Source organism: Rhodococcus sp. NPDC003322 (assembly GCF_053589555.1).
In genome coordinates this window covers 586,946-611,025 of record NZ_JBSFSC010000002.1, presented here as the reverse complement: position 1 = coordinate 611,025, position 24,080 = coordinate 586,946, and the positions used below count along the sequence as shown (strand labels likewise).

General features: G+C 69.4%; 21 protein-coding genes. 12 read left to right on the top strand and 9 right to left on the bottom strand.

Annotated features, from left to right (window positions below):
• The first annotated feature begins 63 nt into the window (after positions 1-63).
• From ACWDUM_RS09190 to ACWDUM_RS09180, 3 genes are all read left to right on the top strand, one after another.
• Positions 64-642, top strand: a complete 579-nt coding sequence (locus ACWDUM_RS09190; RefSeq protein WP_450133730.1) for a TetR/AcrR family transcriptional regulator — start codon at positions 64-66, stop codon at positions 640-642.
• Between the two features lie 402 nt (positions 643-1,044).
• Entirely contained in the window at positions 1,045-1,752 is a 708-nt protein-coding gene (locus ACWDUM_RS09185; protein WP_450133729.1) for a hypothetical protein, read from the top strand.
• A 408-nt stretch (positions 1,753-2,160) separates the two neighbouring features.
• Positions 2,161-2,445, top strand: a complete 285-nt coding sequence (locus ACWDUM_RS09180; RefSeq protein ID WP_450133728.1) for a hypothetical protein — start codon at positions 2,161-2,163, stop codon at positions 2,443-2,445.
• 21 nt (positions 2,446-2,466) lie between these two features.
• Here the strand turns inward: ACWDUM_RS09180 and ACWDUM_RS09175 are convergent, their stop codons facing one another.
• From ACWDUM_RS09175 to ACWDUM_RS09145, 7 genes are all read right to left on the bottom strand, one after another.
• On the bottom strand, positions 2,467-3,420 hold the full coding sequence (locus tag ACWDUM_RS09175) for a DUF808 domain-containing protein (protein ID WP_450115296.1): 954 nt from the start codon (positions 3,418-3,420) through the stop codon (positions 2,467-2,469).
• A gap of 103 nt (positions 3,421-3,523) precedes the next feature.
• The gene (locus tag ACWDUM_RS09170; protein WP_450133727.1) at positions 3,524-4,420 is read right to left on the bottom strand and encodes an STM4011 family radical SAM protein; all 897 of its coding nucleotides are present in this window, start codon (positions 4,418-4,420) and stop codon (positions 3,524-3,526) included.
• 2 nt (positions 4,421-4,422) lie between these two features.
• Positions 4,423-5,787 (bottom strand): STM4012 family radical SAM protein, encoded by a 1,365-nt coding sequence (locus tag ACWDUM_RS09165; protein ID WP_450133726.1) that lies wholly within the window; start codon positions 5,785-5,787, stop codon positions 4,423-4,425.
• Positions 5,784-6,653, bottom strand: coding sequence for an STM4013/SEN3800 family hydrolase (locus ACWDUM_RS09160; protein WP_450133725.1), 870 nt, complete (start codon positions 6,651-6,653; stop codon positions 5,784-5,786). The genes ACWDUM_RS09165 and ACWDUM_RS09160 overlap by 4 nt, the downstream gene beginning before the upstream one ends.
• A complete protein-coding gene (locus ACWDUM_RS09155; RefSeq protein WP_450133724.1) occupies positions 6,637-7,731 on the bottom strand; it encodes an STM4014 family protein in 1,095 nt (364 codons plus the stop codon). Before ACWDUM_RS09155 ends, ACWDUM_RS09160 begins: the two co-directional genes overlap by 17 nt.
• On the bottom strand, positions 7,728-8,675 hold the full coding sequence (locus ACWDUM_RS09150) for an STM4015 family protein (RefSeq protein WP_450133723.1): 948 nt from the start codon (positions 8,673-8,675) through the stop codon (positions 7,728-7,730). The genes ACWDUM_RS09155 and ACWDUM_RS09150 overlap by 4 nt, the downstream gene beginning before the upstream one ends.
• A gap of 376 nt (positions 8,676-9,051) precedes the next feature.
• Entirely contained in the window at positions 9,052-10,455 is a 1,404-nt protein-coding gene (locus ACWDUM_RS09145) for an outer membrane protein assembly factor BamB family protein (RefSeq protein ID WP_450133722.1), read from the bottom strand.
• A gap of 159 nt (positions 10,456-10,614) precedes the next feature.
• Between ACWDUM_RS09145 and ACWDUM_RS09140 the strand changes: the two genes are divergently transcribed.
• Entirely contained in the window at positions 10,615-11,439 is an 825-nt protein-coding gene (locus ACWDUM_RS09140; protein ID WP_450133721.1) for a class II glutamine amidotransferase, read from the top strand.
• 156 nt (positions 11,440-11,595) lie between these two features.
• Positions 11,596-12,387 (top strand): hypothetical protein, encoded by a 792-nt coding sequence (locus tag ACWDUM_RS09135; RefSeq protein WP_450133720.1) that lies wholly within the window; start codon positions 11,596-11,598, stop codon positions 12,385-12,387.
• A 51-nt stretch (positions 12,388-12,438) separates the two neighbouring features.
• Here the strand turns inward: ACWDUM_RS09135 and helR are convergent, their stop codons facing one another.
• Together helR and ACWDUM_RS09125 are read right to left on the bottom strand one after the other, a co-directional pair.
• A complete protein-coding gene (gene helR, locus ACWDUM_RS09130) occupies positions 12,439-14,637 on the bottom strand; it encodes an RNA polymerase recycling motor ATPase HelR (RefSeq protein ID WP_450133719.1) in 2,199 nt (732 codons plus the stop codon).
• A 279-nt stretch (positions 14,638-14,916) separates the two neighbouring features.
• Positions 14,917-15,591, bottom strand: coding sequence for a TetR/AcrR family transcriptional regulator (locus ACWDUM_RS09125; RefSeq protein WP_450133718.1), 675 nt, complete (start codon positions 15,589-15,591; stop codon positions 14,917-14,919).
• 161 nt (positions 15,592-15,752) lie between these two features.
• Between ACWDUM_RS09125 and ACWDUM_RS09120 the strand changes: the two genes are divergently transcribed.
• The 7 genes from ACWDUM_RS09120 (at position 15,753) to ACWDUM_RS09090 (ending at position 24,003) form a co-directional block, all read left to right on the top strand.
• Positions 15,753-16,979: an oxygenase MpaB family protein gene (locus ACWDUM_RS09120; RefSeq protein ID WP_450133717.1), complete on the top strand. Its 1,227-nt coding sequence runs from the start codon at positions 15,753-15,755 to the stop codon at positions 16,977-16,979.
• 184 nt (positions 16,980-17,163) lie between these two features.
• Positions 17,164-18,006 (top strand): mycofactocin-coupled SDR family oxidoreductase, encoded by an 843-nt coding sequence (locus tag ACWDUM_RS09115; protein ID WP_450133716.1) that lies wholly within the window; start codon positions 17,164-17,166, stop codon positions 18,004-18,006.
• 20 nt (positions 18,007-18,026) lie between these two features.
• Positions 18,027-19,796, top strand: a complete 1,770-nt coding sequence (locus ACWDUM_RS09110) for a flavin-containing monooxygenase (protein ID WP_450133715.1) — start codon at positions 18,027-18,029, stop codon at positions 19,794-19,796.
• Between the two features lie 196 nt (positions 19,797-19,992).
• On the top strand, positions 19,993-20,433 hold the full coding sequence (locus ACWDUM_RS09105) for a helix-turn-helix transcriptional regulator (protein WP_450115313.1): 441 nt from the start codon (positions 19,993-19,995) through the stop codon (positions 20,431-20,433).
• Between the two features lie 10 nt (positions 20,434-20,443).
• Positions 20,444-20,854, top strand: a complete 411-nt coding sequence (locus tag ACWDUM_RS09100; protein WP_450133714.1) for a VOC family protein — start codon at positions 20,444-20,446, stop codon at positions 20,852-20,854.
• Position 20,855: 1 nt separating this feature from the next.
• On the top strand, positions 20,856-21,485 hold the full coding sequence (locus ACWDUM_RS09095; RefSeq protein ID WP_450115315.1) for a glyoxalase: 630 nt from the start codon (positions 20,856-20,858) through the stop codon (positions 21,483-21,485).
• A gap of 58 nt (positions 21,486-21,543) precedes the next feature.
• Entirely contained in the window at positions 21,544-24,003 is a 2,460-nt protein-coding gene (locus ACWDUM_RS09090) for an ATP-binding cassette domain-containing protein (RefSeq protein WP_450133713.1), read from the top strand.
• Positions 24,004-24,080: the final 77 nt, after the last annotated feature.

The window sequence follows — 24,080 nt, the reverse complement described above, 5'->3', positions numbered from 1 at the left end:
TTACGGAGCACAGTACTGCTCACTCGAGGGTACTGCAAGCGGTCCGGCAGTACTATCCACCGTATGGAGACCCGCTCGTCCTTCGCGACTGCACGACGCACAGAACTGTTCGACGCCCTGGTCGAGCTGTTTCTCGCCGAGGGCTTCGCGCATCTGACGCTCGACGCGATCGCGGCCCGGCTGAAGTGCTCGAAGTCCACCCTCTACACCCTGGCCGGGAGCAAGGAACAGCTGGTCACCGCCGCGACGGTGCACTACTTCAAGCGTGCGACCGAGCGCATCGAGGCGAGCGTGGCCGGGACCGCCGGCCCCCGCGAACGCATCGCCGCATACCTGACCGCGGTCGGCGAGGCCCTCGCGGACGCGTCGGACCAGTTCATGGCCGACCTGGACGCGCTCGCCCCCGCCCGTGAGGTGTACGAACGCAACACCCGCATCGCGGCCCGCCGTGTGCACGAGCTGATCAGCGACGGCGTCGCGACCGGCGACTTCCGGCGGGTGCACGCCGCATTCGCCGCGGACCTCGCCGCGACGATGATGGTGCGGATCCAGCAGGGTGGCGTCCGGGCAGACACCGGGCTCGACGACGCGAGCGCCTACCGCGAACTCGCCTCCATCCTCACTGCCGGCGTCAGCGCCTGACCGACCGGGAGCTGCGCGAGTCGCCGGGGCCGGACGCCGTCACATCTTCGGCGAGCCCACGCCGACCGCCGGTGCGATGGCGTCCCGACCTCTCGGGCGAAGGCGACCGGCCCGTGCCGATTCGGCGAGGACAGCCGCCAGAACTCTGCCGGAAGCGGTGGGCGATCGCGTCGAGGCTCTCGTCCCTGCGGACGCCACGGTCGAGGCATTCCCACAACGTCATCGCGTCGCAGGTGCTGGTCGGCATTCCCTGGCCGTAGATCGGGTTGAAGCTGCACAGACCGTCGCCGAGCACGATCAGTCCACCCGGGAAGCGGTGCATCCGTTCGTAATACCGGCGGGTGTTGGCTCGGAACCTCCATCGGGTCATGGTCGCGCGACACGGATATCTACGATGGGCAGGTGGCGCGGACGACACGGGACGCAACCCTCCCTCAGGTGGTGACCTATGACGGACTGCCCGCGTCCGCGGGCGGTGCGCACTCGCTTCGCGCCAAGCATCCTCACGAGGCATTCCGGCGTCTGCAGGGTTTCGTCGACGCCTGCGCCGAACCGGTGTCGCCATCGTGGGCGTTCGAGGTCGCTGCGGGCGGAGCGCCCGCGGTGACCGAACAGCTGGTGGCGGTCGCCACCGAGCGTTTCGGCGGACCCCGCTACCGCGCCCGAACCCACTCGAAGTGGAACGTTTCACCCGAATCCGTGAACCACGCGCTCGATGCGCTCGTCGTCGTCGGACCCGACGCGGTAACGACCCACGGGCGTTCCCTGGCCGCGCTGACCTACCGCACACCCGTGCGCCTCGTCGATCCGGACGCCCGCGCCCCGTATCCCGACATCACCCCCGACGCGTTCGGGGGTTTCGCCGTGGACGGGTACGGACGGCTGCTGGGCGGCTCGGGCATCCGCGCAACCCTCGGTACCGCGGCTTCCTCGCTCTCCCTGTGGCTCAACCTGCCCGCCGACGAACGGCTGTCGCCAGGTGCTCGCCATCTGCAGGACCATCTCCCGTTCCGGCTGTCCGCGAAGCACTGGCGCCTGTGGCGCCCCACCCGGAGCGGCGACTCGTACCGCGCCACCAGAATTCCCTCGCCCGTGCACGATCGGGCCTGAACCACCGACACATCCGACGTGGGGTCCTGCCCGCCCGTTGCATTCGCCGTTGTGAGCGGTTGCGGCCGGCGCCGACATGGCGCCTGGCATTCGGCCGATCGGCCGGTGCTCGGCGGCTACGCTGGCATACGGCAGGGTCGGGGCGGATCCCACGGTGGGAGGGCAGCCATGCACCGGACAGCTATTCCTCGTCTGCTCGTCGCCGGAGCCGTTGCGTTCGGGTCCGTCCTGGTGTCGTCCCTCGGCCTGGCCGCCGCGTCGGCGAACCCACCTCCGGGCCCACCGGCATCGACGACGGCCTTTCAGATCCCGGTCACGTTCCTGTCTGGCTGCGGCGTCGGGTTCAGGTGCTACGTTCCGCCGCTGGTGTCCCTGACCCCGTCGGCGACGACAGGTCCGCCTGGTGAGGTGACCTTTCGGCTGGCGCGCCCGACGACGTACGTGATCGACTCGTACGACTGCATCGGCGTGACCGTGAACTGGCGGAACCTGACGACCGGGGCCACCGGCTCCGCCGAGGTCCGACGCGTCCCGCTCGACTACCGCGGCCCGATCGCGCCGGAGGACTGGTGTCGGTACACCCCTGCGACGGTGTACACCGGCGCCGGCGTGGTCGTCGCGACCGCGTCCTCCTACCGGACCGGGGACCACGTCCCCGTCAGCCCGGGGGCCGCCGTCTTCCAGGTCCCTTAGGTTCAGGTCTCCACAGACCGGTCAGTGCGCCGCGTCCTTCTTCTTCCGCTTCGGAATCAGGTGCATGACCAGCACGACGATCGCGCCGACGACGAGTCCGACGAGGGCGGACGCCACGGTCCCCGCGGTCCAGGACAGCACGCCGCCGAAGCCGCCGTGCACGAGATCGCCGAACCAGTGCTCGAGATCGTGGAGGCGATCGGCGGGCCAGTGGAATCCGGCCTCGCCGACGTTGACGATGAGGATGTGGCCGCCGACCCACAGCATCGCGGCGATACCGACGACGGTGAGCGTCGCCATCACCTTCGGCATCGCGGCGACGAGGCCGCGACCGATCCGCTGACTGAACGTCGACTTGCGCTGCGCGAGCGCGAGGCCGACATCGTCCATCTTCACGATCAGGGCGACGACGCCGTATACCAGGATGGTGATGAGGATCGCGACGACGATGAGCACCAACAGGCGGGTGAGGAACGGTTCGTCCTCGACCGACGACAGGGATATCACCATGATCTCGGCGGACAGGATCAGGTCGGTGCGGATCGCGCCGCTGACCATCGTCTTCTCGTGCTCGGGCCCGCCCTGCGCCTCGGCCGTGCCCTCGTCCTCGTGATGACCGCCGGTGAGTGCCTCGTAGACCTTCTCGGCGCCCTCGTAGCACAGGAACGTGCCGCCGGCGATCAGCAGGTACGGCAGGGCCTGGGGAAGGAACTGGCTCAGGAGCATCGCCACCGGCAGGATGATCAGCAGCTTGTTGCGGATCGACCCGATCGCGATCTTGCGGATGATGGGCAGTTCGCGTTGGGGGGAGAAGCCGTGCACGTAGCGGGGCGTGACGGCGGTGTCGTCGACGACCACGCCCGCTGCCTTGACGCTGGCCTTGCCGGCCGCCGCTCCGATGTCGTCGAGCGACGCCGCGGCCGCTTTCGCGATCGCTGCGACGTCGTCCAACAGGGCGACGAGACCACCAGCCACGGGAACCTCCCAGTTCGGATGTGCAGAGCCGGTCGAAACCACACGGTCGCGGGCCGACACCGAACGGTACCGAACCTGTGGACACCGCTGCCCGGCCGACCAGTCAGCGAGGTGCGGGCGCGTCGGGGAGCGGCAACCACACCGGCTCCGCCGACAACCAGACCGGCTCCGCCGGGATCCGTTCCAGCACGCCGCCCGCGAAGACGTCGTACAGCGGAAGCTGCTCGGCGTGCACGTACCCGATGTGGCAGTCGCACACGTCCAATGGACAGGGCCGCGGCCGCAACGCCTGCTCGAAGGTGCCGTCGTAGAGGTTGCCGATCTCCTCGGGGACGAAATGGCAGCGCCGGACGGTGCCGCCGCCGTCGACGGACACCACCGAGTCCCCGGTACGGCACGCACGCCCGCGCGTCCGGTGCGGATGCCGGCTGAACTCGAAGAGCGGGTCGATCCCGGCCCAGTCGGCCGCGTCGGCGTCGGTGTATTTGTGTCCCTCGGCGGCGTTGACCCACAGGTAGACCGAACCGGGCAGGTCGGCACGCAGCCGACGGGCGGCCGCCAGATGTTCCGGCAGTCCCACGACACCGACACTGAACCGCACGCCGAGCGCGGTGAGCTCGGTGGTCTTCGCGAGGAACCGGTCGTGCGGGGTCTGCCCGGGGTGATACGTGCACCACAGCGCGACCGCGTCGCGGTCGGCGTCGGCGAGCCAGCCGGTGCGGCAGCTGAGGTTGGTCTGGATCGCCACCCGGCGAACGTGCGGCAGCCGGGACAGTTCCACCAACGCCCGCCGGTACCAGGACCGGACCAGGCCCTCGCCCCACGGGGTGAACAGGATCGACAGCTCCCGGTCCTGGCCTGCCACCCACGCGCAGAAGCGCTCCAGTGCGGCGCGGTCGGCTCGCAACTGCTCGGGGGTGTCCCGACGTTTGGCGAACGGGCAGTACGGACAGTCGTAGTCGCACGAGGCCAGGGGACCCCGGTACAGGAGGGTCAGCACCGTCAGCGGCCCTCGTACTCGGCCATCGCGGCCCGCACCTGCGGGGAGAACAACTCCGGCCCGAGGGCGTCGGAGTACGCCAGGCCCAGTGGGGTCAGCCGGAGCCGGTCCCCGTCGGCGTCGAGCCATCCACGGTCGAGCCACCCGTGCAGCTCGGCGCCGAAATGCTCGTGCGGGTCGGACCCGAATCGGGAGCGGTAGTCCGCCAACGGTATTCCCGACACCTGCAGTACCGACTGCAGCAGGTGCCGTCGTCGGGACTCGTCCTCGGTCATCGTGTGGCCCACCACGGCGCGGCGGAAGTTGTCGACGGTGCCCGACACGTAGTCGTCGATGATGGCCCTCACCTCGTGCGCACCGACCGCGTAGTCGAACGAGTAGTGCAGCGCTCTCGTATATGACCTTGCGCCACAGCCGAGTCCGATCATGCCGTCGGTCTGGCAGGCGTAGTCGTTCGGACCGAGATCCGGTGCGTCGGCGCGCCGGAACATGCGCATCGACTCCTGGACGTAGCCCGCCGAGAGCAGGTGGTCACGGCCGCGGCGGTAGAGGTCCAGTCGGTGGGCGTCCCAGTCCGGGTCCGGGCCGCCGCCGCGGCGCGCCAGTCCGGTCAGCGGTCGCACGTAGAGCGGGTACAGGTACAACTCCTCCGGACGCCAGGCCAGCGCGGCATCGAGGGAGGCGGCCCAGGATTCTGGTGTCTGGCCGTCGATCCCGTAGATCAGATCGATGTTCAGGACCGCGATCGCGGCGTCCCGGACCCGCTGCAGGGCAGCGTCGACGTCCGCGCGGCGTTGCGGGCGGACCGCCGCCCGAGCCTCGGTGTCGTCGAAGCTCTGCACGCCGAGGCTGAGCCGGGTGACACCGCGCTCGGCGAGCACCGCGAGCCGGTCGGCGGTGGCCGTCGACGGTGACGCCTCCACCGACAGCGGGATCGCCCGCAGGTCGGCGCCCATGCCTTCGGCGATGTCGCACAGCCGGTTCAGTTCCGCCGCGGTCAGGTAGGTGGGGGTTCCGCCGCCGAACGCCGCGGTCGCGAACTGCGCCTGCGGTGCCAGGGCCTCGCGCACCGCCTGCGCCTGCCGCTCCAGGGCGTCGAGGTATCGGGTGGTCAGCTCGTCCGGTGCGCCGACCCGGGTGAAGAGGTTGCAGAAGCCGCAGCGCACCTCGCAGAACGGCACGTGCAGGTACAGCGACAGCGCGTCCTGAGGTTCGTTCGCCCACAGTTCGGTCAGGGCCGGGCGCGGGTGCAGCGGCCGATACGCCGTCTTGTGCGGGTACGCGTACACGTAGTTCTGGTACGGCGGAAGGTAATCCGCGGTGACGGTGTCCGGCGACACCGGAAGGGGCAGGTCGACGGCGGTCATCTCGGTCCCTCGAGGAAGAAGTGGGCGTAGGGCACCGTCCACACCACGGGGTGTCCCAGGCGATGCCCCGTGTATCCGTCCTCGCCGTACGTGGTGCCGTGGTCGGAGCACACGATCGCGAAGCAGCGGCGCCGGCTCGACACGGCGGCGAACAGCCGTCCGATGTGCCGATCCACGTACTCCAGCGCGGCCGCGTGCGTTGCCCGGGTGTCCCCGTGATCCGCAGTGGCTCCCTCGCTGAAGAACCAATTCGGTTGGTGCAGAGCGGATACGTTGACGAAAAGGAACAGTCGACGGTCGGCGGGAAGCCGGTCCACGACTCGCGCGGCCAGATCCACCTGAGCCTCGAACGACGTGGGTGACGTCACCCCGAGTTCGGGAGACCAGTGCGCCTCGTCGAACAGGTCGGGCAGCACCGAACCCAGCGCACCCCGGCGGTTGAAGAAGCCGACACCGCCGATGCAGACGGTGTGGTAGCCGGCGGCCGCGAGACCTTCGACCAGGTTCGATTCGGCGAATACGAAGGTCCCGGCGGCAGTGGACTCGCTCCCGCCGAATTCCGCCGCGAACAGGCGCGGGTGCGGCCCCTGTCCCACCGGAGTGGGGAGGAATCCCGCGAACATCGCCTGGTGCGAGGCGTAGGTGAAGCTGCCGGGGGCATGGCGCTGCTCCCACCGGCCGCCGGGCAGATGCCGTGCCAGGTTCGGGATCCGCCCCGCGGCCGCGAGCTCGCAGGCCACGTCGTAGCGCAGGGTGTCCAGCGTGATCAGCAGGATGTCGTCCGAGCCGACGACGGCGTTCATGTCGGGCTGCGGCGCAGTCGATTCCGGGTGTGCGGCGATCACCGTGTCAGGCTGCGGCATCATCGGCCCATCCTTCGATCGCGGCCAGTTGCGCCCCGTACGTGTCGAGGCCGTCGGCGCGACCCGGGAGCCCGCTCAGGCCCGGGAGCAGGTCACCGAAGGCATTGACCTCACCCACCGCCGCACCGCGCCAGTCCGCGGAGGGCAGCAGGTCCACCCCCACACACAGGGTGCGCGGGAACCGGGCGGCGGCGCGTTCCGCGACGCCGAGTGCCTGTTCCCAGCCGAACCCCGACGAGTCGAATCCTGCTCTCGCGGAGTCCAGGTCGCCGCGCTGCCCGCCCAGGTGCAGATTGGTCATCGGGTGCGCGCTGGTGCGGAGCACCGCGTGTGTGGCGCGCCCGGCCACGACCACTATTCGCAGGTCCGCGGCGCGGCCCCGCAGCGACGGTTTCGGCAGCCACGCCTCGATGTGCAGGTTTTCTCCGGCCAGAGCGTCCACGAGGGCGCCGACCTCGGCCTCTCCACCGAGTCGGCGCACGCGCAGGGAGTTGTAGACCCCGTCGGCGGCGATCTCCACGCTGCTGCGGGCCTGCACCCGGCCGCCCGACGCGGTTTCCACCGCGACCACCCCGGCCGCGGAGGATCCGTGCGCGGGTTTGACGAAGAACCGTCGCAGCCCGGCGGCCGCGGCCGACTCCCGCACCTCCGGCCAGTTCCGCGGGGCCGACGCGGCGCCGCCCGAGGTGGGGGAAATCGGCACCGGGACATCGCCGTCCGCGAGGACGGCGTGGCACCGCCGCTTGTCGAACAGCACGGCCAGATCATCCGGGTCGGTCAGCGGTCGCCCGCCACGCAGGGTTCCGACCGCGGCGAGCAGCGACGCGTACCACCGGGGGCCGTCGGCGATGCGAGTCGGGTCGCCGGGTCCGCGGAGCAGTGCGTCCACGTCCGGATCCTCGCCCGGCGAGTCGAGTCGCACCAACTCGTCGGGGTCGAACCGAGCGCCGCCCTCACCGAGCACCGCACGCCAGGGCACCACCCGCGGGGTCGGCATGCCGCCGCGGGCCGCGGCGTCCAGCAGCATCGTGACGCGACGGTTGTCCGGGTTGCCCACGACCGCCAGGCGTGGACCGCTCATTCGCCGACCGCGACCGACCGGTAGATCGTTCCGTCGTACTCGTCCTCGTCGGCGTTCCCGGCGTCGAGATCCAGCCGCACGCCCGACGGCTCGAGTGCCGCCCGCAGGCGGTCCCGCATGCCGTCGCTCAGGTAGTTGTGATGCAGGTCGAGCGATTCGAGGTGGGTGAGCGACTGTCCGCCGAGCAGCGCCTCGGCACCCGCGTCCAGCAGCACACCCTTGGACAGATCCAGGGTGCGCAGCCGCGGGACGATCGGCGCGGTGGCCACCGCCGCCGCAATCGCGTCCTGCTCGTCACTGTTGGAGAGCGCGAGACGGGTCAACCTCGGGAGCTTCTCGCCGGCGAGGATCGGGGCGAGGTCCTCGGCGGTGGCGTCGGCCCCGTACTCCTCTGTCCCCAGCCACAATTCCAGGTCTGTCAGGGCCGGCAGGTCCGAGGCCGCCACCGCCCGGACCACGTCGGCGGGCAGGCCGCCCGACTCGATCGTCAGGCTGCGCAGGTTCTCGTGCCGGACCGGGCTCAGCGCCAGTTGCGTGCCGCCGCGCACGCCCAGGCGCTCCAGCCGGGGAAACGCGGTCAGCAGGGCGGTGACGTCCGACTGCACGATCCACGAGATCTCGCAGTCCTCGCTGGTCATGTCGCCGATGAACAGGGCCCGCAGCGAGGGGAGTTCGGCGGCCGCGGCGACGAGAGCAGCGACGACGTCGGCCGAACTGCTGTCGTAGGGGTCGGACCAGCCGCCGACGACGATGGCTTGCACGCTGGACGGATCGACCGCTGCCCGGAACTTCGCGAACGCCTCCGGCCACTCGAGGGGCGCCTCATAGGTGGGAACGGAGATCCGCCAGGCGACCGGGCCCGCGGTGGGGATGGTCGGGGCGGTGTCAATGGGGAACTCCGCGACCGGAAGGCCGTGGAACTCGTTCTGCAGCTCGCTGATCACCGGGGCGCTCCTGGTCTCGGGTGGGTTCGACGGGCATTATGCCCGACTTCGGAGGATCGAGATGAACCCCCGTCGGGGTAACCCGGCAGGGGGCCGAAAGTCACATCTGGGGTGCAGATCAACGCGCACTGCCTCTGAAACCCGTAGTCGCGCAAGTGGACAACGAGCTGCTAGTCGTCATCCTTCTCCTCCACGACACGAGCCAGGCCTCTCCGTTGCGGAATCACCGTCGTCTGCACCGTAGTGACTGTGTCCGACAGCATCGAGAGTGGGCGCCAGGGGAGCGAGCGCGGCGCGGAGCCGGTCGGGTAGCCCGCCCGACACCTGGACCAGGCCGGTGGCGGTGGTGGCCTGCAGTGACGCCGCCGCAGCGCGGCTACCTCCAGATGGCGATGTGATCCAGCCACGACACCATCAGGCTGCCGGCCGCACCCGAGACGTGAACCTGCCGGGGGTCGACGCCGTCCGGTAGCGGAAGCGACCACATGATCGTCCCGTCGCTCGCGCGGATCGAATGAGTGCCCGTGTAGTCGCCGAACACGAAGTACTCGCCGTCGGTCGCCCCGCCGCGGATCCAGTAGGCGTCCTCCCACGGCGTTTGCCACAACTGATCGCCGGACGCCAGGTCGAGGCCCGTGATCGTCTTCGACACCGGGGAGGTGACCACCGCGGTACCGCCGACGACCGCTGCCAGCGCGGTGTCCCTCCCCGCGGATTCCTCCTTCACCAGAGCCGAACTGCGCCAGAGTTCGTCGCCGGTCGCGGGATCGTATGCGCCGTCACCGAGGAACATCGGCGGTGTCACCGACGGCTTGCTTGGGTACATCTGCGGGGAGTACGCGGGGATCGGGACCGCGCGGACGAGCGAGCCGTCGGCTGCGAGGAGGTCCTGCGTGCCGACCGACCCGGACCGTGCGCCACGAGCGGCGAGATACAGGCCGTCCCCGACCGGCTGGAGTGAATCGCCGGCGAACGTGAACGGCTCGGCCCCGGACGCAAGGTCGAAGACCGTATAGACGTACTGGGGATCTCCCGGGCCCCGTTCCTGCGCGATGATCGCGCCGGTGGCCGGTACCGCGTACACCGATGCGTTCTCACCGAGATCGTCGAAGGTGCGCCGGAAGTTCGCAGTGAGGTTGGTGACGGTACCGCTGGTCAGTACCGGCTTGGCGGATGCACCGTCGGTCACGGACCCCGAAACGTAGACGGTGTCGCCCACCACCTGGGCGCCGTTCAGATCGAAGTCGGTCCCGAGCTCGGCAAGCAGGGTTCCTGAGGTGGTGTCCACGAATGCGATCCGGCGCCGCTCCCAGCAGGCGATGACCGGCGCCTCGACCTTCTGGGTGCACTGGCTGACATCGCCCACTCGCGTCTTCCACGCGGGTGATCCATCGGCGGGGCGGACTCCCACGAGGGTGATCGCACCGACCGGGCGGCCGGACTGCCCCGCGACCTCCGGAAGCGGGTAGGCGGTCGCAGCGATCAGAATGCCGCCGGCGTCGAGGAGTCCGCCGTAACCGTAGTGGGAATCGAGCTGGTACGGCATCTGCAGCAGGACGTCTCCGGGGTTGTCGGTGAGCCGTCCGACGTCGAGTGTCCACGCGTGTTGCGGCGGGTCACCGAGGGGAGTGTCGATCACATCGTGCTCGGCATCGGCGCGCGGCGCGTTCTCGACCGGGGAGCGGTCCGAGAGCAGGCCGGTGACGATCGCCCCGATCGCAACGACGAGTGTGAGACCGAGCGTGACGAGTTTCCAGTGTTCCCTCACTGCTGAGCTCATCGACCGACGGTAGCCGACGACGGGGTACCCGCTGTCCGCGGATGCGGCGGCGGAAAAGTGATTCGCTGCAGCCCGCGTTGCGTGGTCTCGGTATCGGTGAACGAGAAGGTGTTGACACACCCCGCTCGGTGGGCGTTTGAATGGAGTATGTGCAGGTGGATGGCGTACTCCGGCGATCCGATTCTCGTCGAGGACCTGCTCTTCCGGCCGGTCCATTCGCTCATCGACCAGAGCCTGCACTCGCAGATGGGGGCGACGACCACGAATGGTGACGGGTTCGGGATCGGCTGGTATGGGGAGGGCGCCAGGCCTGCGGTGTTCAAGTGTGTCGAGCCGGCGTGGAACGAACGCAATCTCAAGGAGATCTCTCACCAGATCCGGACGCCGCTGCTGTTCGCCCACGTGCGGGCGTCGACGGGATCCGCCGTGCAGCGCAGCAACTGCCATCCCTTCCGCCGGGACAACTGGTTGTGGATGCACAACGGGGAACTGCGCGGCTTCGCCGAGATGAAGCGCGACCTGGCGATGGCGGTGGACCCGGCGCTCTTCCCCGCGATCGAAGGGTCGACCGACTCCGAGATGCTGTTCTTCCTCGCGCTGACGTTCGGCCTCACCGACGATCCGTTCTCCGCGGTCGCCAGGGCGGTCGGATATGTCGAGGATGTCGGCGCCCGGTGCGGTGTCGAGGACCCGGTGCAGGCGACGATCGCCACCACGGACGGTGTCTCGGTGTGGGTGTTCCGGTACTCGACCGAGCAGCGGACGCGGTCGCTGTTCTACTCCACCGCGATCGAGAAGGTCCGAGCTCTCCACCCGGAGGTGGAGGTGTTGCGCCACTACGGCGACGACACCAGGTTCGTGGTGTCCGAACCGCTCCGTGACCTCGAAGGCCTGTGGCAGGAGGTGCCCGAGGCGCACGCCGGGGTCATCCGGTCCGGCCGCGACGAGTTCCGGCCGTTTCAGCCCGTGGCACCCGCCCGCTGAGCGGCTGCTGCGGTCAGCTCACCAGGGTCCGCCGGCGTGAGGCATTCGGGCCTGGTTCGGCGACATCGCCGCCCGGTCACTCCTTCTGCCACGGAAAAGGGCGTGTGGGAAAGGAGTGTGTGGGAGCATCCCGTGACGAAATTGGAGGGGTGACCCATGGGCCGCAAGATCATTCGAAAGGCGGGCATCGTCGCGACCACGCTGGTCGCGGCCACCGCGCTGAGCGGCTGCCTTGCCCCCGACACCCCTCCCGGCTGGTCCAGCTACACCATCGAGAAGGGCGCGCACACCGCGGTGGTGGGCCGCCCGGCCGGCGTGTCCGGGCCCCTGGCGGGATTGGTGAGCCCCGGCGGGGCGTCGCGCACCTACGACTTCATCCTGACCCCCACCGCGGAGTACGTCCTCACCTCGCCGACCCAGCCCGAGGACCAGTTCGACTGGAACAAGCTGCCCGGTTTCTCGGATTGCGGTGACATCGATCTGGCGCGCAACGGTGCCATGTTCGGCTGGCGGTGGCGCACCGACACGGCGCCGCGGGTACTCGAACTCGTGCCCTACGCCAACGCCGACGGCGTGCATCAGTACCCGGACGTCGCGCTGGTGACCCTCTCCCACGACGACCTCGCGGCCAACGAGCCCCTGCGGTACTCGATCCAGATCGACGGCTCCGTATACCGTTTCGCCATCGACGGCACCATCCGGGGTCGCGAGATCCACGAGACGGCAACGCTTTCCCGCTCCTGCCCCGACAACCCGACCAGCACCGCCAAGTGGTTCGCCGGTTTCTACTTCGGAGGCACGTCGACCGCCCCGTCGAAGATCTACGGCTACGTGCGCGAGCCCGCCGACGGAGCGGCCTCCGGCGGGGAGGGTGGGACCGGGTCCGCCGGCTCTGCGGACCCGGGCGTCGGAAGTGCCGAAGTCGGTTCGAGCCTGCTACGCCAGTAGTCCGCCCCGCCCGTCCGGTCGTGACCCGGCGAGTCCGTCACCCGAGTTCCGTCAGGGTGAGCCGATTGCGGCGAGGCCGGTCAGGGACTGCGGTAGTGGTCCCCGGTGTAGGACGCCGAGACGTTGGGTGGCGCGCGTCAGGGCGACGTAGAGTTCCGCCGCGCCACGGGGTCCGGCGAGGATCCGTTCCGGCTCGACCACCAGGACGGCGTCGAACTCGAGGCCCTTCGTCTCCGCAGCTGACACCGCGCCGGGCACTCCCGGTGGTCCGATCACGATGCTGGTTCCTTCGCGGCCGGTCTCGTCGCGGATGAACTCCTCGATGGCGGTGGGCAGTTCGTCCGCCGTGGCGCGCTTGGACCAAGGCGCGACGCCGCACGCGCGGACCGATTCAGGGGGCTGGACGCCGGGTGCGAACTCGGCGAGCAGTGCGGCTGCGACGGTCATGATCTCCGCCGGGGTGCGGTAGTTCACCGACAGTGACCGGTAGACCCAGCGGCCGGGCACGTACGGGTCCATCATCGTGGCCCACGAGGTCGCTCCGGCGGCGGACCGGCGTTGGGCGAGATCACCGACCACCGTGAAGGACTTGCCCGGACATCGTCGCATCAGCACCCGCCAGTCCATTTCGGACAGTTCCTGGGCCTCGTCGACCACGACGTGCCGGTACGTCCAGTCCCGGTCCGCGGCAGCGCGTTCGGCCAGCTCCCGGGTGTCGCGCTCGAGGAAGCGCTCCGCCAGACCTTCGGCGTCCAGCACGTCGGTGGCGAACAATCGGAGGTCGTCGTCCTCCATGTGATCGGCGCGGCCGACCAGGCCGTCCAACACGCGTGCGGCGTATTCGGTCCGGGCTCTCCGCTCGCGCTCCTCGGCCGGGTCGACCGTCTTCTCTCGGCCCAGCATGTCGGCCAGTTCGTCGAGCAGGGGCACGTCCGACACCGTCCACGCGTCGCCGTCCGCCCGCCACAGTGACCGGTCGGCACCCGCCGCCTGCAGTCGATCCGTGGACGAGAACAACTGTGCCAGAAGTGTTTCCGGAGAGAGTGTCGGCCAGAGCTCGTCGAGTGCGGCGGCAAACCCGTCGTTGTCCGCGAGCTCGGCGACCAGCTCCGCCCGTAGCTGTTCCCAGGCGCCGCTGTCCTTCCGGGACAGCCACCCCCGCCCGATGCGGCCGATGGCGCGCTCGGTGAGCACGTACGTGACGATCTCGCCGAACACCGCGCGGGCCTCGTTGTGCGGCAAGCCGCTCGCGCGCGCCTCCTCCCGGGCCCACTCCGCGGTCTCGGCGTCGATCCGCAGCGCGACGCCCGACAGCTCGATCGGCAGCGGATCCTCCGGAAGTCGCTGCCGGTCGGCGATCGCCGCCGCCAGCACCTCCAGGATCGCCAGCGAGCCCTTGAACCGGGCGGCGTCGGGGACGTCCTCGGCGGTGACGTGCAGGCCGGGAACCAGGTCGCCGGTGGTCGTGAACACGACATTGGTCTCGCCCAGCGACGGGAGCACGCGGCCGATGTGGTTGAGGAACGCCGGGTTGGGGCCGACCACGAGGACTCCGTGGTGTTCGATCTGCTTCCGCTGGGTGTAGAGCAGATACGCGACGCGGTGCAGCGCCACCACGGTCTTGCCGGTGCCCGGCCCGCCCTCGATGACCAGCACGCCGGGGTGGTCGAGTCGGATGATCTCGTCCTGTTCGGCCTGGATGGTCGCCACGATGTCGTGCATCCCGTCGCCGCGCGGCGCGTTGACCGCCGCGAGCAGGGCGGCGTCGCCCCGGCCGCCGCGCTCGCCGCCGTCGGGGCGGCCGAGGACCTCGTCGGTGAAGTCGACGACCTGCCGCCCGCGGCTGTGGAGCTGACGGCGCCGTCTCATGCCTTCCGGGTTCGCGGCGGTGGCGACGTAGAACGCGCGTGCGGCAGGCGCCCGCCAGTCGAGCAGCAGTGGCTCGAACTCGTTGGCGTCGTCGAAGATGCCGATCCGGCCGATGTAGGACCGTTCCCCCGAGGTGGCGTCCAACCGGCCGAAGCACAGTCCGTTGTCGGCCACATCCAGTCGCTTCGCCTCCGCGGCCAGCGCCCGCACCTCGTCGTCGCGGGCCACGAGTGTCCCGCCGTTCGTGAGGTCGACCGGTCCCCGCAACGCCGCGCCGTACCTGTTCTTCACTCGTGCGCGCTCGGCGTCGAGCCGTGTGTAGAGCCCGGCGACGTAGCCCTGCTCGGACCGCAATTCCTCGTCGTATCCCTGAGTTGTCACTCGCCCCCACTTTCGCTGCTTCGACGATCCCGCTCTCACTCGGACACGTCGGCCTGTCTCGCCCGACCGTGCCGAGTGCGCACCGTCGGCACCGGTCGTGGCGGTATCGACGGTCGGTCGTCCTCGGTTAGGTCAGCGATTCTGCGGCACAACCGGGGCCTTGCCGCAAGCCCCCCGGTGCGCTATATGTTGAAAGTGGAAGGGAGTTGGTACTCCCTGGTCTCGTCCCCGGATCCACCAGTCACACGGCAGTGCGTGCTTGATTGCGGATGTTCGACGTCAGGCCGACGCGGTCGGCGGCTCCAGCATGGGCACGAGGAATTGCCTTGCCACCATGGATAATTGGCTCTCGTCGTCGAGGTCGATGATGCGACTGGGCATGGTGAGGAACGACGCCGACACTCGAACCATCATCTCCGCCACCAGGTTTGTGTCCAGATCGGGTGACACGTTGCCCGCGCGCTGCTCACGGTGGAGCTGGCCCGTGACGAACTGTTGCACCGCGGCGAGCGTTCCGCCGTCGCCGCCGACGACGGAACCGGCAAGTGCCGGTTCCGTCTCGATGAGTCCGCCGATCAGGGGGTTGCTCCGAATGGCGCGCAGAGAGCTCACGAAGCCGAGCACGACTCGATCGGCGGCGGTCCGTGCCTGTGCGATGTCGTCGAGGAATCGGGTGAAGTAGCGGCGGAACTCCCGGAGGACGACCTGGTCGACCAGCGCGTCCTTGGTCTCGAACTTCCGGTAGATCGTGATCCGGGACATGCCGGCCCGCTTGGCCACCTCGTCCATGGATGAACGTTGGATCCCCATCCGGCAGAACTGCTCGTAGGCGGCGTCGAGGAGGCGCGTTCGAGTGTGGTCGCCGTCGTCGGCCTGCTCGACGGCGTCGGAGTACGCCCGTTCGAGCAGGGACTTCGCGTTCGCGGCGACGGGCGCGGACGACGTGGGTTTCACGATCACCTCCTGAAAGTGCCGACGCTACGCCTCGTTTCACCGAGCCTTCGCCGACCGGACATGTTGTGACGTCCGCCACAACATGCTAGACAATGTTACAGAGTTACAGCGCATGTTTCATTGCATCATCAATCATTCAGGCGTTGGACGGGGGAGCCGAGATGGAGTACCTGAGCAGGAGAAACCTACTGAAGGCCGGCGGGGCGCTTGGCGCGCTCGGCGCATTCGCGATGGCCGCACCGGCCAGCGCACAACCGTGGAGGTGGTCACCGGCCGGCTCGGTGGTGGGCGCGGGCAGTGGGGCGGACCCGCGGCAGGTCTGGGACACCGAGGCCGATCCCCTCGTGGCCTCGCTCCTCGACCGCGGTGACGTGCCGAAGGTGAACGAACTCCTGCGGAAGTGGACCCGGAACGGGCAACCGCTGCCGGACGGCCTGCCCGCCGATCTGCGCGACTTCATGGAACGGGCGCGGCAGCTCCCGGCCTGGACGGATCAGGGCAAGCTCGCCACCGCGGTGAAGTTCAACGAGAAGCGCGGGCTCTATCTCGGCGTCCTGTACGGCTTCGCCAGCGGGATGATGAGCACTGTCATCCCCAAGGAGGCGCGTGCGGTCTACTACTCCCAGGGCGGCGCGGACATGAAGGACCGCATCTCCAAGACCGCAAAACTGGGTTACGACATCGGGTCTCGTAACGCGTACCAGCCCGATGGCTCGATGATCGTGACCGCCGTCAAGACCCGCCTCGTCCACGCCGCGGTGCGCCACCTGCTTCCGCAGTCCCCGCACTGGGTCGGCGCCGCACCCGAGGACATTCCGATCAGCCAGCACGACATGATGGTCACCTGGCACAGCCTGCCCACCACCGTCATGCGGACCCTGCGGAAGTGGAAGGTGCCGATTCCCGCCGCCGAGGCCGATGCCTTCCTGCACTCCTGGCAGGTCAGCGCGCACATGCTCGGCATCGAGGACCAGTACATCCCCGGCTCGTGGGATCAGGCCGAGTCCCAGGCGACCCAGGTGCTCGATCCGGTGCTCGCCCCGACCCCCGAGGGGATCAAGCTGGCGGACATCCTCCTCGACCTCGGCTCGGGGCTCGATGCCACGCTGCTGAGCAGGCCCATCCTGGGTGCGCTGACCCGGTTCACTCTCGGCAATCAGATCTCCGACTGGCTGCGGATCCCTCGGGAGCCGGTGTGGGGGCCCCTGCTGGACGTGGCGTGGCCGCCGTTCATCGCGGTACGGGAGGGGCTGCTCCCGCTCCCTCTCGCCCCGCAGGCGTACTGGACCTTCGACGAACTGCTCCGCCAGTTCGTGCTGGTCTACATGGCGGAACTGAAGCCCATCAGCATCGAGATCCCGCAGGCCAACAACCCGCACTACAACTGACCCGTTCGCCGTCGAACCGCCTCCGGGGTAAGCGATTCTGCGACCGGGGCGGCCTCGCGGCCCGGCCGGCCCGGTGGGTGTGATGCCGGTCGCCCTCGGATCCCACTGGCCGGGACGGCGAGGCGGCTGCAGGTGTGACCGTCGTTACTTTTCGGCCAACACGTTGGCGATCGAAAGGAGCGGCATGGCCGGGCGGGTAGCGGGGAAGGTGGCCTTTGTCACCGGTGCGGCACGGGGGCAGGGGCGCAGTCACGCGCTCAGGCTCGCGGAGGAGGGTGCGGACATCATCGCCCTCGACCTGGCCGAGGGCATCGACACCGTCACCCCGTTCTATCCGGCCGCGACCGAGGACGATCTCGCCGAGACCGCCCGCGGGGTCGAGCACCTGGGGCGCCGCATCGTCACGGGGAAGGTCGACGTCCGTGACTTCGAGGGCGTCTCCGGTTTCCTCGACCGCGGTGTGGCCGAGCTGGGCCGCGTCGACATCGTGGTGGCCAATGCCGGCATCTTCATCAGTGGTGAACCGGCACACCGGATCACGGAGGCCGAGTGGGACGACGTGCTCGACGTCAACCTCAAGGGCGTGTGGCACACGTGCAAGGCCGCGGTCCCGCACCTGATCGAGCAGGGCGACGGGGGATCGATCGTCATCACCAGTTCGACGGCCGGGATCAAGGGCACGCGGAATGCCGGCGCCTATGCGGCCAGCAAGCACGCAGTGGTCGGGCTGATGCGCACCCTCGTCAACGAACTCGGCGGGTATCGCATCCGGACGAACACCGTCCACCCGGGCGCAACGGACACCGACATGATCATGAACGACCGCTGCTTCAACCTCTTTCTGCCCGGCGTCGACCATCCGACGAAGGAACAGGTGGCTCCGCTGTTCGCCGGAGCGAACGCGATCCCCGTTCCCTGGGCGGATCCGATCGACGTCTCCAATGCCGTGCTCTTCCTGGCCTCGGACGAGGCGCGCTACGTGACCGGAACCCAGCTCAGGGTCGACGCCGGGTTCACCACCCGCTGAGAACGCACGGAAGAGTGAACATGACAACACAATTGGATTCCCTCGCGGTCGACACGGTTGCCGATGCGGCGCAGGAGTGGCTGTCCCGGTTCGCGGACCTGCTCCGCACAGGAGTCGGTACGGAGGCGTTACTGCATCCCGACCTGTGGTGGCGCGACCTGCTCGCCTTCTCCGGCGACCTGCGCAGCCTGCACGGCGGCACGCGGATCGACACCCTGCTCGCGTCCGCGGTCGGCCAGCAGGTGCACGGTGAGCGGCTGGATCCGGTGGCGCCCCCGGCAGAGGTGCCTAGCGGTTCGGGCGCGCCGACGATCCAGCTGCTGTTCCGGTTCGACACTCGGCTCGGCCACGTCCGTGGCGTGGCCCGGCTCGTTCGCGAGGACGGCGGCTGGCGGGCGCGGAACATCCTGACCTCGCTCGACTCCCTGGCGGGCCACGAACCGGCGATCGGCGAGCGGCGGCCCGAGGGCACGCCGGCCGCGGGGGAGGAGCCGGAGTACTGGGCGGCGCGCCGGACCCGCGAACTCGACTGCCGCGACGGGGATCCGGACGTCCTGGTGATCGGTGCCGGGCACTCGGGTCTGGCGCTGGCCGCCGAACTCGGGGCGCTCGGTGTCCGGACCCTGCTGGTGGACCGGGCGGAGCGGGTCGGGGACAACTGGCGCGGCCGATACGACTCGCTGGTGCTGCACGACCCGGTCTGGTCGAACCACCTGCCGCTGATGCCGTTCCCGCCGAACTGGCCGGTGTTCACGCCCAAGGACAAGATGGGCGACTGGCTCGAGATCTATTCCCGTGCCATGGAACTCAACGTGTGGAACCGAACCCGGATCGCGGCGGCGGTCTTCGACCCGGCCGAACGCCGCTGGACCGTCGAGGTGGACCGCGACGGCACCCGGCGCACCCTGCGCCCGCGACACGTGGTGCTCGCCACCGGGCTCAGCGGCACCGAACCGGTGATGCCCACGTTCGAGGGAGCCGACCGGTTCGCCGGGGAGCTGCTGCACTCGAGCGGGTACCGGACCGAGCCGGCGCGGCGTGGCACCCGCACGGTGGTCATCGGCACCGGCAACAGCGGCCACGACATCGCGCAGGACCTGCACGAGTCGGGTGCGCACGTGACGCTGGTGCAGCGCGGGCCGACACACGTGGTGAGCGCGCGATCCATGTACCAGGGCGACGGGATCCGCAACGCGGAACACAAGCGGACCGACATCGGCGACCTGATCGCCGCCTCCTCGGCGCGTCGCGATCCGCAGTACCTGGCGGGGCTGCGCGCGTGGGTGAACATGCTCGCCGACGCGGACCGGGAACTGCTCGACGCGTTGACCGCCCGCGGGTTCGACCACAACGGCGGCCCGGACGGCACCGGCGCCTCGACGCTGTTCCTGACCCGCAACGGCGGCTACTACATCGACGTGGGTGCCGCGCCCCTGGTCGCGGACGGCCGGATCGGCCTGGTCTCCGGGGCGATCGAACGGCTCGACACCGACGGCCTCGTCATGTCGGACGGCACCCGTGTACCGGCCGACACCATCGTCTGCGCGACCGGGTTCCGCGGCATCCTCGACACCGCCCGCCGCGTTCTCGGCGATTCCGTCGCCGACGCCTGCGGACCGGTCTGGGATCTCGACGACGAGGGCGAACTGCGGTCGGTGTGGCGGCGGTCCGGTCACGACCGGTTCTGGATCCACGGCGGAAACCTGGCGCTGGTCCGCACCTACGGCAGGTACCTGGCGTTGCAGATCAAGGCCGACCTGGCCGGGATCGAACTGCCCGCGCTCGGCTGACCGCTCCGCATCACGGGCGTATTGCCGCGCTGCCGAGAGTTGCGTCTGCGCAAGTGAATTCGCAACCTTCGCCCGCGCGCGCCGCTCGATTCGGTCCCGGAGGTCCTCGACCGGGACCGGATCGGGCGGCGTCGACGGACGGGCCGGATGCGGGTCGCGCTGGACAACTCCGGTGGGAGGCGGAACGATCGCGGGGGTGACCAGCAGACCCGACGAAGCGCAGTATCTGCGCGACCTCGCCCGGCTGCGCCGGGTGCGAGACCGGATCGACCGCGAGTACGCGCAGCCGCTGGACGTGGAGGCGCTGGCCCGCGACGCGCACATGTCGGCCGGGCACCTCAGTCGCCAGTTCCGCCGCGCGTACGGCGAGCCGCCGTACGCCTATCTGATGACACGGCGCATCGAGCGCGCGATGGCGCTGCTGCGTCGCGGTGACCTCAGCGTCACCGAGGTCTGCTTCGCCGTCGGCTGCTCGTCGCTGGGCACGTTCAGCACCCGTTTCACCGAGCTCGTCGGTGTCCCGCCCAGCGTCTACCGGGAGCAGGAGCGCTCCGCGGCGGAGATGCCGTCGTGCGTCACGAAGCAGGTCACCAGACCGATCAGGAATCGAGAAGCGTCCACCGCGAGCCGCGCATAGCGTGATCGCCATGAACATCACCATTCACTCCGCCTTCCTCCCGCACAACGACCGCGACGCCGCCCTGGGCTTCTACCGCGACATCCTCGGTTTCGAGGTCCGCAAGGAGGTCGGCTACAACGACATGTACTGGATCACCGTCGGCCACCCGGACCAGCCCGACACCTCCCTGGTCCTGCACCCGCCGGCCGCCGACCCCGGCATCACCGACGACGAGCGCCGCATGATCACCGAGATGATGGCCAAGGGGACGTACGCGATCCTCACCCTCGCCACCCCCGACCTCGACGCCACCTTCGCGAAGCTGGAGGCGAACGGCGCGGACATCGTCCAGGAGCCCATCGAACAGCCCTACGGCATCCGCGACTGCGCCGTGCGGGATCCCGCGGGCAACCTGCTTCGCATCAACGAGGTGAACTGACATGGCAACCACCCAGTCACAGACGATCATCAAGTCCCTCACCCTCGAGGTTCCCGATCCGGCGGCCGCCGAGGCGTTCTACGCCGCCCTCGGTGTCGGCGACCATGTGGCGGTTCGTGCCGCCGAGACCCCGACGACCGGTTTCCGCGGGTACACGCTGTCGCTCGTGGTGTCCCAGCCGAGCAACGTCGACGCATACGTCGCCGCTGCCCTCGACGGAGGCGCGACGGAACTGAAGCCGGCCCGGAAGAGCATGTGGGGGTACGGCGGTGCGGTACAGGCACCGGACGGCGCGATCTGGACGATCGCCAGTTCGTCGAAGAAAGACGTGGGACCGGCGGCCCGGCAGTTCGAGGAACTCGTCCTGCTACTCGGGGTGGAGGACGTCAAGGCGAGCAAGCAGTTCTACGTCGACCGCGGACTGGTGGTGCAGAAGAGCTTCGGCCGCAAGTACGTTCAGTTCGAGCCCTCGCCCGCCGGCGTCACTCTGGCACTGAACGGGCGCCGGGCGTTGGCGAAGAACGCGGGGGTGTCCCCGGAGGGCAGCGGCTCGCACCGGATCGCCGTCGGCAGTACCGCCGGGCCGTTCACCGACCCGGACGGGTTCGCGTGGGAGACCGCCGCGGGATGACGGTGGCTTCGGGTAGACAGGAAGGTCGACCGCACCGAACGCGACAGAGGGAGACACGATGACCAAGGCCGCGAGCACGACGTCACCGCCGTCACACGCCGCCGACAGCCACGATCTGATCCGCGTGCACGGTGCGCGGGAGAACAACCTCAAGAACGTCAGCGTCGAGCTGCCGAAGCGGCGGCTGACGGTGTTCACCGGTGTGTCCGGCTCGGGCAAGAGTTCGCTGGTGTTCTCCACGATCGCCGCGGAGTCGCAGCGGATGATCAACGAGACCTACAGCGCGTTCGTGCAGGGCTTCATGCCGACCCTGGCGCGGCCGGACGTCGACGTGCTCGAGGGCCTGACGACGGCGATCATCGTCGACCAGGAGCGGATGGGTGCCAACCCGCGTTCCACTGTCGGCACCGCGACCGACGCGAACGCGATGCTGCGCATCCTGTTCAGCCGGCTGGGGAAGCCCCACATCGGCTCGCAGCAGGCGTTCTCGTTCAACGTCGCGTCGGTCAGCGGGGCGGGGGCGATCTCGGTGGAGAAGGGCGGCCGGACCGTCAAGGAGCGTCGCAGCTTCAGCGTCACCGGGGGTATGTGCCCGCGCTGCGAGGGCATGGGCAAGGTCTCCGACTTCGACCTGACCGCGCTGTACGACGACAGCAAGTCGCTGAACGAGGGTGCGCTGACCATCCCCGGCTACAGCATGGAGGGATGGTACGGCCGCATCTACCGGGGCTGCGGCTTCTTCGACCCCGACAAGCCGATCGCCAAGTTCACCAAGAAGCAGTTGAACGATCTGCTGTACAAGGAACCGACCAAGGTCAAGGTCGACGGTGTCAACGTGACATTCGAGGGCCTGATCCCGAAGATCCAGAAGTCGTTCCTGTCCAAGGACCGTGAGGCGATGCAGCCGCACATCCGGGCGTTCGTCGACCGCGCGATCACGTTCCAGACCTGCCCCGACTGCGAGGGCACCCGGCTGAGCGCGGAGGCGAGGTCGTCGAAGATCGGCGGAGTCAGCATCGCCGACGTCTGTGCCATGCAGATCAGCGATCTCGCCGAGTGGGTGCGCGGCCTCGACGAGCCGTCGGCCGCGCCGCTGCTCAAGTCGCTCGGGGAGACGCTCGACTCGTTCGTCGAGATCGGGCTCGGCTACCTCAGCCTCGACCGTCCTGCCGGCACGCTGTCCGGGGGAGAGGCGCAGCGCACCAAGCTCATCCGGCATCTCGGGTCCTCTCTCACCGACGTCACCTATGTCTTCGACGAGCCGACCATCGGCCTGCACCCGCACGACATCGCGCGGATGAACGACCTGCTGCTGCAGCTGCGGGACAAGGGCAACACCGTGCTGGTCGTCGAGCACAAGCCCGAGGCGATCGCCATCGCCGACCACGTCGTCGACCTCGGCCCGCGGGCAGGCACCGAGGGCGGTGAGATCGTGTTCGAGGGCACCGTGGACGACCTGCGGTCGAGCGGCACCCTCACCGGCAAGCACCTGGACGATCGGGCGTCGCTCAAGACGACGGTGCGTACCTCCACCGGTGCGCTCGAGGTACGCGGCGCCGACACCCACAACCTTCGCGGCGTCGACGTGGACATCCCGCTGGGCGTGCTCGCGGTGGTGACCGGTGTGGCCGGTTCGGGCAAGAGCTCCCTGATCGACGGTTCGGTCTCCAAGAGGGAGGGCGTGGTGTCGATCGACCAGGGGGCGATCAAGGGTTCCCGGCGCAGCAACCCCGCCACCTACACCGGACTCCTCGACCACATCCGTAAGGCATTCGCGAAGGCCAACGGCGTCAAGCCCGGGCTGTTCAGCGCCAACTCCGAGGGTGCGTGCCCCAACTGCAACGGCGCCGGCGTGGTCTACTCCGACCTGGCGATGATGGGCGGGGTCTCCGCCCCCTGCGAGGTGTGCGAGGGCAAGCGCTTCCAGGCCGAGGTGCTCGACTACACGTTCGGAGGCAGGGACATCGCCGAGGTGCTCGGGATGTCGGTCGCGCAGGCCGAGGAGTTCTTCAGCGGCAGGAGGACGACCGAGCATCGCAGCGACGAAGGAGCGAGGAGCGGAGGGAGGACGGGCCGCGCAGAAGGCGCTTCGGGCGAGGCGAAGATACCGGCCGCGCACAAGATTCTCGCGCGCCTGGCGGACGTGGGCCTCGGGTACATCAAGATCGGTCAGCCGCTGACCACGCTGTCCGGTGGCGAGCGGCAGCGCCTCAAGCTCGCCACCCACATGGGGGAGAAGGGGGACGTCTACATCCTCGACGAGCCGACCACCGGTTTGCACCTCGCCGACGTCGAGAACCTGCTCGGCCTGCTCGACCGGCTCGTCGACTCGGGCAAGTCGGTCATCGTCATCGAGCACCACCAGGCGGTCATGGCGCACGCCGACTGGATCATCGACCTCGGCCCGGGCGCCGGACACGACGGCGGGCGCATCGTCTTCGAGGGCACCCCCGCCGACCTCGTCGCCGGCCGCTCCACCCTGACCGGCAAGCACCTCGCGGAGTACGTCGGCGCCTGATCGGGACGTCGGGTGCGCACCGGGTGCCGGTGCGCACCCGAGCGTCGAAAGTTTTTTTCGGGGCCTGTCGATCCGCC

Excerpts from the sequence above, each read along its gene's own strand:
- ACWDUM_RS09155 (WP_450133724.1), bottom strand. The coding sequence starts at position 7,731 with ATGAGCGGTCCACGCCTGGCGGTCGTGGGCAACCCGGACAACCGTCGC.
- ACWDUM_RS09120 (WP_450133717.1), top strand. The coding sequence starts at position 15,753 with ATGGAGTACCTGAGCAGGAGAAACCTACTGAAGGCCGGCGGGGCGCTT.
- ACWDUM_RS09110 (WP_450133715.1), top strand. The coding sequence starts at position 18,027 with ATGACAACACAATTGGATTCCCTCGCGGTCGACACGGTTGCCGATGCG.
- ACWDUM_RS09135 (WP_450133720.1), top strand. The coding sequence starts at position 11,596 with ATGGGCCGCAAGATCATTCGAAAGGCGGGCATCGTCGCGACCACGCTG.
- ACWDUM_RS09145 (WP_450133722.1), bottom strand. The coding sequence starts at position 10,455 with ATGAGCTCAGCAGTGAGGGAACACTGGAAACTCGTCACGCTCGGTCTC.
- ACWDUM_RS09095 (WP_450115315.1), top strand. The coding sequence starts at position 20,856 with ATGGCAACCACCCAGTCACAGACGATCATCAAGTCCCTCACCCTCGAG.
- ACWDUM_RS09165 (WP_450133726.1), bottom strand. The coding sequence starts at position 5,787 with ATGACCGCCGTCGACCTGCCCCTTCCGGTGTCGCCGGACACCGTCACC.
- ACWDUM_RS09190 (WP_450133730.1), top strand. The coding sequence starts at position 64 with ATGGAGACCCGCTCGTCCTTCGCGACTGCACGACGCACAGAACTGTTC.
- ACWDUM_RS09100 (WP_450133714.1), top strand. The coding sequence starts at position 20,444 with ATGAACATCACCATTCACTCCGCCTTCCTCCCGCACAACGACCGCGAC.
- ACWDUM_RS09160 (WP_450133725.1), bottom strand. The coding sequence starts at position 6,653 with ATGATGCCGCAGCCTGACACGGTGATCGCCGCACACCCGGAATCGACT.
- ACWDUM_RS09115 (WP_450133716.1), top strand. The coding sequence starts at position 17,164 with ATGGCCGGGCGGGTAGCGGGGAAGGTGGCCTTTGTCACCGGTGCGGCA.
- ACWDUM_RS09090 (WP_450133713.1), top strand. The coding sequence starts at position 21,544 with ATGACCAAGGCCGCGAGCACGACGTCACCGCCGTCACACGCCGCCGAC.
- ACWDUM_RS09140 (WP_450133721.1), top strand. The coding sequence starts at position 10,615 with ATGGCGTACTCCGGCGATCCGATTCTCGTCGAGGACCTGCTCTTCCGG.